The sequence below is a fragment of the Streptomyces zaomyceticus genome, from assembly GCF_014656215.1.
GTDB lineage: Bacteria > Actinomycetota > Actinomycetes > Streptomycetales > Streptomycetaceae > Streptomyces > Streptomyces zaomyceticus.
Window position 1 is genome coordinate 172,756 of record NZ_BNBZ01000011.1, and the last position, 12,699, is coordinate 185,454.

A 12,699-nucleotide genomic window follows, 5' to 3' on the forward strand; every position below is an offset into this window, starting at 1 on the left:
GAGACCCTGTGACCGACCCGCTTCTCGCAGAACTGCTCGACCTCGCCCTGGAGGCCGCCCGGCGGGCCGGAGCGCTGCTGCGCGACGGCAGGCCGGACGACCTGGCGGTGGCGGACACCAAGACGAGTCCCATCGACGTCGTCACCGAGATGGACATCGCCGCCGAGAAGCTGATCACCGGCTTCCTCGCCGAGCACCGCCCGCAGGACGGCTTCCTCGGCGAGGAGGGCGCGTCCAGCCCCGGCACCAGCGGAGTCCGCTGGGTCATCGACCCGCTCGACGGCACCGTGAACTACCTCTACGGCCTGCCGACCTGGGCGGTCTCGATCGCCGCCGAACGGGACGGCGAGACCGTCGTCGGCGTCGTCGACGCCCCGATGCGCGGCGAGGTGTACCGGGCCGTCCTCGGCGGCGGCGCGTACGAGGGCGACCGGCGCCTCGCCGTCCGCCCCTCGCCCTCCCTCGACCAGGCCCTCGTCGGCACCGGCTTCGGCTACGTCCGGTCCCGGCGCGAGGCGCAGGCGGCCGTGGCCCTGCGCATGATCCCGCAGGTCCGTGACATCCGTCGCGGGGGATCGGCCGCCATCGACCTCTGCGACGTCGCCGCCGGCCGTCTCGACGCCTACTACGAGCGCGGCCTCAACCCCTGGGACCTCGCCGCGGGCGCGCTGATCGCCCGCGAGGCGGGCGGGCTGACCGGGGGCCGGCCGGGGGAGCCGGAGTCCGGCGAACTGACCGTGGCGGCCTCCCCGGGCCTCTTCGGCCCGCTCCAGGAGATCCTGGAGGACCTGGGCGCCTGGCGCGACTAGCGGTCGCCCGGTGGACGTGCGAGGGCCCCGGTGCCGGGACGGCGCCGGGGCCCTCGCACGTGTGCGGTTCAGGACGGGTGGGTCGGTCGTACGGGTGCGTCGGTCGTACGGGTCGTACGGGTCGTACGGGTCGTACGGGTCAGACGCGCGTCGCGGCGACCTCGACGCCGTGCTCGGCGGCGAGCCGGTGCAGGTCGTCCAGCTCCGCCTGCTCGACCTCCGCCAAGTAGTCGTCGCCCGTCTCACGAGCCCGCGTGAGGTCCGTCTGCGTGGTCCTGATGCGGTGCAGCAGGCCTGCGGTGAAAGCGTCCATCGTGCGCCCCCTCGTCATGGGTCCGGTGGCACGGGGGTGTGCCGAGGGTGGGTGGATCACGCACTGCGATCCCTGGGGGACAGAGCGGTATGTGGCGCGCCACATACAGGGCGTGATCACGGGGTGTGCAGTCGTCCTCCCCAGCCCCTTCCTCAAAGAAACCTCAACTGGCCCGTGAATCCGGTGAATTCTTCGATCCCGGTCGCGCGCCCCGTCGTACGCCCCCGCGCGACGCCCGCTCGACGCCCGCTCGTCCAAGGGCCCCGCACCGCCGTCTTACAGCCGGTTTACGCGCGTACGGGGCAGGATGGACACGCACAGTCAGTGCTCAGGTCTTCGGTGCGGTCCCCGCCCGGACCGCCATTTCAACGGGAAGGATGTACGACGTGCGCGTACTCGTCGTCGAGGACGAGCAGCTGCTCGCCGATGCGGTGGCCACCGGACTGCGCCGGGAGGCCATGGCCGTCGACGTCGTGTACGACGGCGCCGCGGCCCTGGAGCGGGTGGGAGTCAACGACTACGACGTCGTCGTCCTCGACCGCGACCTGCCCCTCGTCCACGGCGACGACGTCTGCCGCCGGATCGTGGAGCTCGGCATGCCCACCCGCGTCCTGATGCTCACCGCGTCCGGCGATGTCAGCGACCGTGTCGAGGGTCTGGAGCTCGGCGCGGACGACTACCTTCCCAAGCCCTTCGCCTTCACCGAGCTCACCGCGCGCGTGCGCGCCCTCGGCCGTCGTACGAGCGTGCCCCTGCCGCCCGTGCTGGAGCGCGCCGGCATCAAGCTCGACCCCAACCGCCGAGAGGTCTTCCGCGAGGGCAAGGAGGTCCAGCTCGCGCCGAAGGAGTTCGCCGTCCTGGAGGTCCTCATGCGCAGCGAGGGCGCCGTCGTCTCGGCCGAGCAGCTTCTGGAGAAGGCATGGGACGAGAACACCGACCCGTTCACCAATGTCGTGCGCGTCACCGTCATGACGCTGCGCCGCAAGCTCGGCGAGCCGCCGGTCATCGTCACCGTCCCCGGCTCCGGGTACCGGATCTGACCTGATGCCCACGACCTCCACCTCCCACCCCCAGGCGCCGCCGAAGCCGACCTGGGACCCCAGGGACCCGGTGCGGCCGCTGCTGCGGCCGACCATCCGGATACGGCTCACGCTGCTCTACGGCGGAATGTTCCTGATCGCGGGCATCCTGTTGCTCTCGATCATCTATCTCTTCACCGCGCAGGCGCTCGGCGACAGCGCGGCCCAGCTGCCCTTCAGGATCGTCAAGGGCGAGGTCCTGCCCACCACCTCGTGGTGCGTGCTGCCGAACACGGGAACCGGGGAACAGTTCAACGACGCGGTCTCCGTCTGCCTGCGGCACCAGAGCGACCTGGCCCTGGACGACCTGCTGCGCCGCTCGCTCTTCGCGCTGCTCGGCCTGAGCATCATCGCCTTCGCCTTCGGCTACGCCATGGCGGGCCGGGTGCTCTCCCCGCTCGGCCGGATCACCCGGACCGCCCGCCAGGTGGCCGGCTCCGACCTGTCCCGGCGGATCGAGCTGGACGGCCCCGACGACGAGCTCAAGGAGCTCGCCGACACCTTCGACGAGATGCTGGACCGCCTGGAGCGCGCCTTCACCGCCCAGCAGCGGTTCGTCGCGAACGCCTCGCACGAGCTGCGGACCCCGCTCGCGATCAACCGCACCCTGCTGGAGGTGCACCTCTCGGACCCCGGGGCGCCGGTGGAGCTCCAGCAGCTGGGCAAGACCCTGCTGGCCACCAACGAGCGCAGCGAGCAGCTCGTGGAGGGCCTGCTGCTGCTCGCCCGGAGCGACAACCAGATCATCGAGCGCAAGCCCGTCGACCTCGCCGAGGTCGCCTCGCGGGGCGTCGACCAGGTGCACGCCGAGGCCGAGGCCAAGGGCGTCGAGATCAGGGGCGAGCGCGAGCCCGCGGTCGTCCAGGGCAACGGCGTCCTGCTGGAGCGGATCGCGCTGAATCTTCTCCAGAACGCCGTCAGGTACAACGTGGCGGAGGGAGGATGGGTGGAGGTCACCACCGCGACCGAGCACGGCCAGGCGGTTCTGGTCGTCTCGAACACGGGTCCCGTGGTCCCCGCGTACGAGATCGACAATCTTTTCGAGCCCTTCCGGCGGCTCCGGCAGGAGCGGACCGGCAGCGACAAGGGCGTCGGTCTCGGCCTGTCGATCGCCCGGTCCGTGGCTCGCGCCCACGGCGGCCGTATCATCGCGGAGCCCCGCGAGGGCGGCGGTCTCGTGATGCGTGTCACTCTGCCGATCTGACACACTGCACGAGCCGACCCGGTTCCGTTCGCTTTGCGCGGAATTCCGTGGACCCGATTCTGAGACGCTCATGTGTGATCGATCACAGGACAGGGTGTCCGGACCTCCACTCTCCGTGACGGAGAATTCCCTCGGAAAACCGGGAAAAGTCCGGGTTTCCGGGCCCCGGAATGACGGGAAGTACACGGGGTGGCGCCTGTGAGGGGCGCCCGCAGGACCGTGTACGGTCCGGTTCGCCACCCGAAGCCGATCACTCGCGAGAGGACGGGGCGGGTGTCGATTGAGTAACAGACCTTGATGTGAGGCAAAATCTCCGCCTCAGGTCGGGCACAAGTCCGACCTCTCACGCGTTACGTGCGCTGGAGACACCGCAACCACCCAGAGGGGGAGAGCGACATGGCAACGGATTACGACACCCCACGCAAGACCGACGACGACGTCGATTCGGACAGCCTTGAAGAACTGAAGGCCCGCCGGAACGACAAGTCGACCTCGACCGTCGACGTCGACGAGTTCGAGGCCGCCGAAGGCCTGGAGCTTCCCGGCGCCGACCTCTCGAACGAGGAGCTGGCCGTCCGGGTCCTGCCCAAGCAGGCCGATGAGTTCACCTGCATGAGCTGCTTCCTCGTGCACCACCGCAGCCAGCTGGCCAGGGAGAAGAACGGTCAGCCCATCTGCCGCGACTGCGACTGAGGTCGCTCGGTCGTGGCAGGCGACACACCGTCCCGGAAGCGGCGTCTGAGGCTCCCTGGGAGCCCCAAGGCGTACAAGGGCGGCACAGGCCCGGCAGAGGGCGCCCAGCGGGCTCCTGAAGCCGAGCTCACCGCCTCCCCGCCCTCCCTCGGCGTACGTGACGACGAGCGAGGCCTCCCGGCCTCGCTCGAGGCGGTCACCGAGCCGGACCCGGCGTACCCGCCGGTGGAGCGGGGAGCGGGGCGGAACGACGCCCCGGAGGAGACGAGGCACGACGGGACACGGCAGGACGGGCGCTTCGGCGCCGTCAGGCGTCTCGCCAATCCCGCGCGCGCCCAGCTCGACAGGATCAAGATCGATTCCGACCGCATCGACGCCGTCCGGCGCGGCGTCGCGCAGGGCGTGAAGCGCGGCGGAGACAGCGCCAAGGCCGGGATCGGCCATCTGGCCGACCGGCTGATCGAACTCGCCCCGCGGATCCCCGTCCGCGATCTGGCGACCCTGCGCAAACAGTTCCCCGGGCTCGGCCCCGAGGAGCTCGCCGACAAACTCGTCATGGGCGCGGCGAACGCCAGTTCGACCGTGGGTGCGAGCATCGGCGCCGCCGCCATGCTTCCCGTACCCCCGGCGATGCCCGCGGAGCTCGCGGCCGAGATCACCGGCGTCGCCGCCGTGGAACTCAAACTCATCGCCGAACTGCACGAGGTGTACGGGCTGCGGCCGCCCGGCCGGCTCCCCCAGCGTTCGACGGCCTATCTGACCTCCTGGGCCGAGGAGCGGGGCATCGACCCCACCAAGCCCACCACGGTCAACGCCGCGCTCGGCGGACAGCTCAAGCGCGAGCTGCGCCAGCAGATCATGAAACGCATGGTGCGCAACCTGCCGAACCTCATGCCCTTCATGGTGGGCGCGGCCGTCGGCGCGGTCATGAACCGCCGCGACACCAAGAAGCTCGCCGCGCACATCCGCAAGGACCTGCGCCTCCGCCAGATCCCCTGGGACGTCCTTCCGGCGCTGCCCCCGCTGGAGCAGCCCGAGAACCCGAAGGAAATCGGCTTCTAGAGCCCACCGGCGGAACCACGCCCCCGGGGTCCCGCGGCGGAACCACGCCCCCGGACCCCGCTGCGGAACAGGACTCCCGGGCCGCTGCGGAACCGGAATCCGGCCCCGTGGCGGAACCGGCCTTCCGGAGCCCGTCGGCGCGGTGCGTCCGGGCCCCGGACGCACCCGCGGCCCACCGGGCTCAGTCCTCGGCGCCCACCCGCACGGCCTCCAGCGCCTCGGCCAGTGCCTCCGGCTCACGGCTGGACAGGTACACGTACGGGGTGGGATCCGAGGGGTCCGTCACCTCGATCCGCACCGCCCGGGTCACATAGCTGCGCATCAGCATGAAGGCGCGCGGGTCGGCCTTGTGCATGCGCCAGGCGCGCGCCTCCTCCGCGTCGAGCACCTCGACCGCCCCCAGCGCCGAGACCGGGATCCGCGCGTCGCCCGCCACGAGGGAACCGGCCACCACCCGGATCCGGGCGGAGCCGTACGAGGAGACCGCCGCACCGGCGAGCACCGCCGCCACGATCAGACCGCCCAGCATCGGGACCGTGCCCAGCGGGAACATGACCAGCCCGCCGGAGAGACCGAGCAGCCCCGCGATGAGCCACCACGATCGGGGGGCCGTCAGCCGCTCGTCGAAGTGCGGCGCGGCGGCGGGCGCGGGGGAGGGGGCGGGAGACGACGCGGAAGGCTGCATGCGTCCAAGCTTGGCACGGCGCGACCTGCGCCCATCCGCGCGGGTAAGGTCTGCGGCTGTGACTGCAACATCTGCCGCCCTCACCCCGCCGGCCGACGCCATACCGCCGGTACGCCACCCCGACGCGCCGGCTCCCGGCGAGCTGCTCGGAGCGCACTACGAGTACTGCTTCGGGTGCGGCGGCGGGCAGCCCCACGGCCTCCATCTGGAGGCGCGCGCGGGCGAGGGCGTGACCGTCACCGCCGAGTTCACGGTGACCCCCGACCACCAGGGCGCCCCCGGCCTCGCGCACGGCGGCGTGCTCGCCACCGCGCTCGACGAGACCCTCGGCTCCCTGAACTGGCTGCTGCGGGTCATCGCCGTGACCGGACGGCTGGAGACCGACTTCGTCCGGCCCGTCCCGGTGGGCACCGTGCTCCACCTGGAGGCCGAGGTCACCGCCGTGCACGGCCGCAAGATCTTCTCGACCGCCGTCGGCCGGATCGGCGGGCCGGAGGGCCCCGTCGCCGTCCGCGCCGACGCCCTCTTCGTCGAGGTCAAGGTCGACCACTTCATCGACAACGGCCGCCCGGAGGAGATCCAGGCCGCCATGTCCGACCCCGACCAGGTCCGGCGCGCCCGCGCCTTCGAGGTGAACCCCTGATGCGCAACCCTGTCGACGTACTGATCCGGCGAGTGGACCCGGACGTACCGATCCCCGCCTACGGGCATCCCGGCGACGCCGGGGCCGACCTGGTGACCACCGAGGCCGCCGTGCTCGCCCCCGGAGAGCGCGCCGTGCTGCCCACCGGGGTCTCCATCGCGCTCCCGGACGGGTACGCGGCCTTCGTGCACCCGCGCTCCGGACTCGCCGCCCGCTGCGGAGTGGCACTCGTGAATGCCCCGGGGACGGTGGATGCCGGGTACCGTGGAGAGATCAAGGTGATCGTGGTCAATCTCGACCCGCGCGAGACCGTGCGGTTCGAACGATTCGATCGGATTGCCCAACTTGTCGTCCAACAGGTCGAGAAGGTGCGCTTCCACGAGGTGGCGGAGCTTCCCGGCTCGGCGCGGGCCGAGGGGGGCTTCGGGTCCACCGGCGGTCATGCCGCCGTGGACGGCACAACGGGTGGGAATCGATACGCTTCGGTCGTATCCGACCGGGAAGGACAGTGACGTGTTCGGACGTCGCAAGAAGAGCGGTGCCGCAGAGGACGCGGCGGGCGAGGCCGAGCAGGTCGTCGACGCGGTGGACGGCGAGGACGCGGACGCCGCGGCCCCGCGCAGGGTGAACCTTCCGCCGGCGCCCCGGCCCGACGGACCCTGGGACATCTCCGAGGTCGGCAAGCCCGACGACGGCCGTGTCGACCTGGGTGGCGTCTTCGTGCCCGGAGTCGAGGGCATGGAGCTGCGCGTGGAGGTGGCGGGCGACGCGATCGTCGCGGCCACCGTCGTCCTGCGCGACAGCGCCGTACAGCTGCAGGCCTTCGCCGCACCCAAGAACGAGGGCATCTGGGGCGAGGTCCGCGACGAGATCGCCACGGGCATCGTCCAGCAGGGTGGTGTCATCGACGAGGTCGAGGGCCCGCTGGGCTGGGAGCTGCGCGCGCAGGTCCCCGTGCAGCTGCCGGACGGCAACCGCGGCGTGCAGCTGGTGCGCTTCGTGGGCGTCGACGGCCCCCGCTGGTTCCTGCGCGGAGTGATCTCCGGGCAGGGCGCGGTCCAGCCCGAGGCGGCCGGCCTCCTGGAGCAGATCGTCCGGGACACCGTGGTCGTCCGCGGCGACGGCCCGATGGCCCCCCGTGACCCGATCGTCCTCAAGCTGCCGAACGACGCGCAGATGGTGCCGGACGGCGTGCAGCAGGAGGAGCAGGAGAACTCCCGCTTCTCCGGTGGCATGGGCCAGCTCCAGCGCGGCCCGGAGATCTCCGAGATCCGCTGACCGTCGCCCGACCCGATGGGCCGCTTTCCGTACCTCTCGTACGGGAAGCGGCCCATCGGCCGTTTTCCACAGGTTCGCCCTCCGGCTCTGGCCCTCCGGCCGGGCCGCGGACCATACTGGCGGGCACATGTTCGAGGAGGGGGATTCCAGGGTGAGTGAGAGCAGCACGAGGTCCGCGACGGCCGTCGTCGAGGACCCGGCCGGCCCGCCGATGGTCCGCGTGGAGAACCTGCGCCGGTCGTACGGCACGGGCGAAGCCGCCGTCCACGCCCTGCGCGGGGTCTCCTTCGACATCCCCCGCGGCGAGCTCGTCGCGCTCAAGGGCCGCTCGGGCTCCGGCAAGACGACGCTGCTCAACCTCGTGGGCGGACTCGACAGCGCCGACGGGGGATCGATCGTCATCGACGGCATCGACCTCTCCACGCTCGGTGAGAACGGGCTCCTGGAGCTGCGCCGCGACCGGATCGGCTTCATCTTCCAGTCCTTCGGACTCCTCCCGATCCTCTCCGCCGCCGAGAACGTGGGCGTCCCCATGCGGCTGCGCAAGGCCGACCCCAAGGAGCGCGAGGAGCGGGTGGCCCTGCTCCTCGGCCTGGTGGGCCTCGCCGACCACGCGAACCAGCGGCCCGGCGAGCTCTCCGGCGGCCAGCAGCAGCGCGTCGCCATCGCCCGTGCCCTCGCCAACAAGCCGGCACTGCTGATAGCCGACGAGCCCACCGGACAGCTCGACGCGGAGACCGGGCTCGCCGTCATGCAGCTGCTGCGCGCGGTGGTGCGCAGCGAGGGCTGCACGGCCCTCGTCGCCACCCACGACCCGCAGCTCCTGGGCCTGGCCGACCGGGTCCTGGAGCTCAGCGACGGCGAGATCATCGAGCACTGACGAGGCGCGGGAGGCGCGCGGCGGATCTCGACATCAGAATCACGTCAAGACCGCCGGGCCCCTCCCGCCGCGCACGTTATGTCCGATTGGCTGGACGTATGGTCGTCCCATGGGACGCGGCAAGCTTCGGATATACCTCGGCGCTGCGCCGGGCGTCGGCAAGACCTACGCGATGCTCTCCGAGGGGCACCGCCGGGTGGAGCGCGGGACCGACTGCGTCGTGGCGTTCGTCGAGCACCACGGACGACCGCGCACCGAGGTCATGCTGCACGGCCTCGAGCAGGTGCCGCGCCGCACCCTGGAGTACCGGGGCGCGGCGTTCACCGAGATGGACATCGACGCCGTCCTGGCCCGGCGTCCCGCCGTCGCCCTCGTCGACGAACTCGCCCACACGAACGTCCCGGGCTCCCGCAACCCCAAGCGGTGGCAGGACGTCGCCGAGCTGCTCGCGGCCGGCATCGACGTCGTCTCGACCGTCAACATCCAGCACCTGGAGTCGCTGGGCGACGTGGTCGAGGCGATCACGGGCGTACGGCAGCGGGAGACCGTCCCCGACGAGGTGGTACGCCGGGCGGACCAGATCGAGCTGGTCGACATGTCCCCGGAGGCCCTGCGGCGCCGGATGGCCCACGGCAACGTCTACACCTCGGACAAGGTCGACGCGGCCCTCTCCAACTACTTCCGCCCCGGCAACCTCACCGCCCTGCGCGAGCTGGCCCTCCTCTGGACCGCCGACCGGGTCGACGAGTACCTCCAGCAGTACCGGGGCGAGCACAACATCCGCTCCACCTGGCAGGCCCGCGAGCGCATCGTCGTCGGTCTGACCGGCGGGCCCGAGGGCCGCACCCTCATACGGCGCGCCACCCGGCTCGCCGAGAAGGGCGCGGGCGGCGAGGTCCTCGCCGTCTACATCGCCCGCAGCGACGGACTCACCGCGGCCTCCCCGAAGGAACTGGCCGTCCAGCGGACCCTCGTCGAGGACCTCGGCGGAACGTTCCACCATGTCATCGGCGACGACATCCCCTCCGCGCTCCTCGAATTCGCCCGAGGAGTCAACGCCACCCAGATCGTGCTCGGCTCCAGCCGCCGCCGCACCTGGCAGTACATCCTCGGCCCCGGCGTCGGCCAGACCGTCGCCCGCGACTCGGGAACCGACCTCGACGTCCACATCGTCACCCACGGCGAGGTCGCCAAGGGCCGCGGACTCCCCGTCGCCCGGGGCGCCCGCCTCGGCCGCTCGCGGATCATCGGCGGCTGGGTGGTCGGCGTCGCGGGCCCCCTCCTCCTCGCTCTCCTGCTCACCCATGTCGACGCCGACCTCGGTCTCGCCAACGACATGCTGCTCTTCCTGGCCCTGACCGTCGCGGCGGCCCTGCTCGGCGGCTTCCTGCCGGCGCTGGCCTCCGCCGCGGCCGGCTCCCTCCTCCTGAACTGGTTCTTCACCCCGCCCGTCCACCGGCTCACCGTCGCCGACCCCAAGAACATCGTCGCCATCGCCGTCTTCCTCGGCGTCGCCATGTCGGTCGCCTCGGTGGTGGACCTCGCCGCCCGGCGCACCCACCAGGCCGCCCGGCTGCGCGCCGAGTCCGAGGTGCTCTCCTACCTCGCCGGCAGCGTGCTGCGCGGCGAGACCAGCCTCGACGCCCTCCTCGAACGGGTCCGCGAGACCTTCTCCATGGAGTCCGTCGCCCTGCTGGAACGGGAGAACGAGGTCGAGCCGTGGACCCGGGCGGCGAGCGTCGGCACCCACCCGGCGGCCCGGCCCGAGGAGGCGGACGTGGACATGCCGGTCGGCGACCATCTGGCCCTCGCCCTCTCCGGCCGGGTGCTGCCCGCCGAGGACCGGCGGGTCCTCGGCGCCTTCGCCGCCCAGGCCGCGGTCGTCCTCGACCGCCAGCGGCTGGTGGGCGAGGCGGAGGAGGCCCGGAAGCTGGCCGAGGGCAACAAGATCCGCACCTCCCTGCTCGCCGCCGTCAGCCACGATCTGCGGACCCCGCTCGCGAGCATCAAGGCCTCCGTCTCCTCCCTCCGCTCCGACGACGTCGAATGGTCCGAGCAGGACCGCGCCGAACTCCTGGAAGGCATCGAGGCGGGCGCCGACCGGCTCGACCACCTCGTCGGGAACCTCCTCGACATGTCCCGCCTCCAGACCGGCACCGTCACGCCCCTGATCCGTACCGTCGACCTCGACGAGGTCGTCCCGATGGCCCTCGGGGGAGTCCCCGACGGCAGCGCCGAGCTCGACATCCCCGAGACGCTGCCCATGGTCGAGGTCGACAAGGGCCTCCTGGAGCGGGCCGTCGCCAACATCGTCGAGAACGCCGTCAAGTACAGCCCCGAGGGCACGACCGTCGCCGTCGCCGCCAGCACCTTGGGGGACCGGGTCGAGCTCCGGGTCGTGGACCGCGGCCCCGGCGTGCCCGACGAGGCCAAGGACGGCATCTTCGAGCCCTTCCAGCGCTTCGGGGACGCCCCGCGCGGCTCCGGGGTCGGCCTCGGCCTCGCGGTGGCCCGCGGCTTCGTCGAGGCCATGGGCGGGACGCTCGGGGCCGAGGACACCCCGGGCGGCGGGCTGACCATGGTGCTCACCCTCAGGGCGGCCCGAGGCGGCCCCTCGGCCCCTGCACCCGACCTCCCGGCGCACGCCGTGACCTGACGCCGGTGGACTTGACGCCGGGCCGACGGCGCGGGCCGCGACCCGATCCGGCCTCCCGGCGCAACGAGGTGACCCGAAGCAGGCTCTTCCGTACCGGGGGCCCCATCACGTCCCGCCCCGCACCACCGTCCCTGCCGTACCGCACCACCGATCCCGTCCCGCCCCGCACCACCGTCCCCGCCCCGCCCCGTCCCCTCCCGTACTCTCTTGCTCCCGCCCGTACGGGCGACCGAAGAAGGAAGGCCCCCCGCCATGACCCGGGTTCTCGTGGTCGACGACGAGCCGCAGATCGTCCGCGCGCTGGTGATCAACCTCAAGGCACGGAAGTACGAGGTCGACGCCGCGCCCGACGGCGCCACCGCCCTCCGGCTCGCCGCCGAACGCCACCCGGACGTCGTCGTCCTCGACCTCGGCCTGCCCGACATGGACGGCGTCGAGGTCATCAAGGGCCTGCGCGGCTGGACGCGCGTGCCCATCCTGGTCCTCTCGGCCCGGCAGGCCTCCGACGAGAAGGTCGAGGCGCTCGACGCGGGCGCCGACGACTACGTCACCAAGCCCTTCGGCATGGACGAACTGCTCGCCCGGCTGCGCGCCGCGGTCCGCCGCGCCGAACCCGTCGGCGGAGCCGAGGACGGGGTCGTGGTCGTCGAGACCGCGGGCTTCACCGTCGACCTCGCGGCGAAGAAGGTCCACCGCGACGGCCGCGACGTCCGGCTCACCCCCACCGAGTGGCACCTCCTCGAAGTCCTGGTCCGCAACAGCGGCCGCCTGGTCAGCCAGAAGCAGCTGCTCCAGGAGGTCTGGGGACCCTCGTACGGCACGGAGACCAACTACCTGCGGGTGTACATGGCGCAGCTGCGGCGCAAGCTGGAGGCCGACCCGTCGCATCCCCGCCACTTCGTCACCGAACCGGGCATGGGCTACCGCTTCGAACGGTGAGCGGACGCGGGGTCCGGTGGCCGGTCTCGGTGACAGCGGTGGCCGGTACGCTTTCTGTATGAGTGCTGCACCGCGTACAGAGAAGCCGGCCGGTCGGTTCCGCCGGATGCTCGACCGGCTCTCCTCCTCCCCGGAGGACCTGGAGTCCGAGGAGCTCCAGGAGGACGCCGAAGCGTCGGGGTGCACCCGTATCTGCGACTGCTCCGACCGCCAGATAGTCAAGGTGACTGGTACCTTGCGCACGGTCACTCTGCGTCCCCGGGCCGGTGTGCCCGCGCTGGAGGCCGAACTCTTCGACGGCACGGCACCGCTCGACGTCGTGTGGCTCGGCCGGCGCTCCATCGTGGGCATCGAGCCGGGCCGCAAGCTGATCGCCTCCGGCCGGATCTCCATGAGCCACGGCCGGCGGGTCCTCTTCAACCCCAAATACGAGCTCCGACCGCTCGGACAGGAGTAGC

The 12,699-nt window shown here is 72.0% G+C and carries 14 protein-coding genes; 12 read left to right on the forward strand and 2 right to left on the reverse strand.

The features are described 5' to 3' along the window. The first annotated feature begins 8 nt into the window (after positions 1-8). A complete protein-coding gene (locus IE311_RS17080; RefSeq protein WP_189832543.1) occupies positions 9-809 on the forward strand; it encodes an inositol monophosphatase family protein in 801 nt (266 codons plus the stop codon). Between the two features lie 139 nt (positions 810-948). Here the strand turns inward: IE311_RS17080 and IE311_RS17085 are convergent, their stop codons facing one another. Further along, positions 949-1,122, reverse strand: a complete 174-nt coding sequence (locus IE311_RS17085; RefSeq protein ID WP_189832544.1) for a hypothetical protein — start codon at positions 1,120-1,122, stop codon at positions 949-951. A gap of 386 nt (positions 1,123-1,508) precedes the next feature. Between IE311_RS17085 and IE311_RS17090 the strand changes: the two genes are divergently transcribed. The 4 genes from IE311_RS17090 to IE311_RS17105 all read left to right on the forward strand — a co-directional run bounded on the left by IE311_RS17090 (position 1,509) and on the right by IE311_RS17105 (position 5,160). Next, positions 1,509-2,162, forward strand: a complete 654-nt coding sequence (locus IE311_RS17090; protein WP_189832545.1) for a response regulator transcription factor — start codon at positions 1,509-1,511, stop codon at positions 2,160-2,162. A 4-nt stretch (positions 2,163-2,166) separates the two neighbouring features. Continuing rightward, positions 2,167-3,405 carry a sensor histidine kinase gene (locus tag IE311_RS17095; RefSeq protein ID WP_189832546.1) on the forward strand — a complete coding sequence of 413 codons (1,239 nt, stop codon included), beginning with the start codon at positions 2,167-2,169 and terminating at the stop codon, positions 3,403-3,405. Between the two features lie 396 nt (positions 3,406-3,801). Beyond that, a complete protein-coding gene (locus tag IE311_RS17100; protein WP_003955561.1) occupies positions 3,802-4,098 on the forward strand; it encodes a DUF4193 domain-containing protein in 297 nt (98 codons plus the stop codon). A 12-nt stretch (positions 4,099-4,110) separates the two neighbouring features. After that, positions 4,111-5,160 carry a hypothetical protein gene (locus IE311_RS17105; protein ID WP_189832547.1) on the forward strand — a complete coding sequence of 350 codons (1,050 nt, stop codon included), beginning with the start codon at positions 4,111-4,113 and terminating at the stop codon, positions 5,158-5,160. Positions 5,161-5,341: 181 nt separating this feature from the next. Here IE311_RS17105 and IE311_RS17110 read toward each other — a convergent pair whose 3' ends face one another. Beyond that, positions 5,342-5,845 (reverse strand): DUF3093 domain-containing protein, encoded by a 504-nt coding sequence (locus IE311_RS17110; RefSeq protein ID WP_189832548.1) that lies wholly within the window; start codon positions 5,843-5,845, stop codon positions 5,342-5,344. A 58-nt stretch (positions 5,846-5,903) separates the two neighbouring features. Between IE311_RS17110 and IE311_RS17115 the strand changes: the two genes are divergently transcribed. From IE311_RS17115 to IE311_RS17145, 7 genes are all read left to right on the forward strand, one after another. Beyond that, entirely contained in the window at positions 5,904-6,488 is a 585-nt protein-coding gene (locus tag IE311_RS17115; protein WP_189832549.1) for a PaaI family thioesterase, read from the forward strand. Further along, a complete protein-coding gene (gene dut / locus IE311_RS17120) occupies positions 6,488-7,000 on the forward strand; it encodes a dUTP diphosphatase (protein ID WP_189832550.1) in 513 nt (170 codons plus the stop codon). Before IE311_RS17115 ends, dut begins: the two co-directional genes overlap by 1 nt. A gap of 1 nt (position 7,001) precedes the next feature. Further along, complete coding sequence (locus IE311_RS17125) at positions 7,002-7,766, forward strand: DUF3710 domain-containing protein (protein ID WP_189832551.1); 765 nt, start codon at positions 7,002-7,004, stop codon at positions 7,764-7,766. Between the two features lie 211 nt (positions 7,767-7,977). Next, on the forward strand, positions 7,978-8,646 hold the full coding sequence (locus IE311_RS17130; protein ID WP_229901975.1) for an ABC transporter ATP-binding protein: 669 nt from the start codon (positions 7,978-7,980) through the stop codon (positions 8,644-8,646). A 109-nt stretch (positions 8,647-8,755) separates the two neighbouring features. Continuing rightward, positions 8,756-11,302: a sensor histidine kinase gene (locus IE311_RS17135; protein WP_189832553.1), complete on the forward strand. Its 2,547-nt coding sequence runs from the start codon at positions 8,756-8,758 to the stop codon at positions 11,300-11,302. Between the two features lie 252 nt (positions 11,303-11,554). Further along, the gene (locus IE311_RS17140; protein ID WP_189832554.1) at positions 11,555-12,241 is read left to right on the forward strand and encodes a response regulator; all 687 of its coding nucleotides are present in this window, start codon (positions 11,555-11,557) and stop codon (positions 12,239-12,241) included. 58 nt (positions 12,242-12,299) lie between these two features. Next, a complete protein-coding gene (locus tag IE311_RS17145) occupies positions 12,300-12,698 on the forward strand; it encodes an OB-fold nucleic acid binding domain-containing protein (RefSeq protein WP_073906407.1) in 399 nt (132 codons plus the stop codon). Position 12,699: the final 1 nt, after the last annotated feature.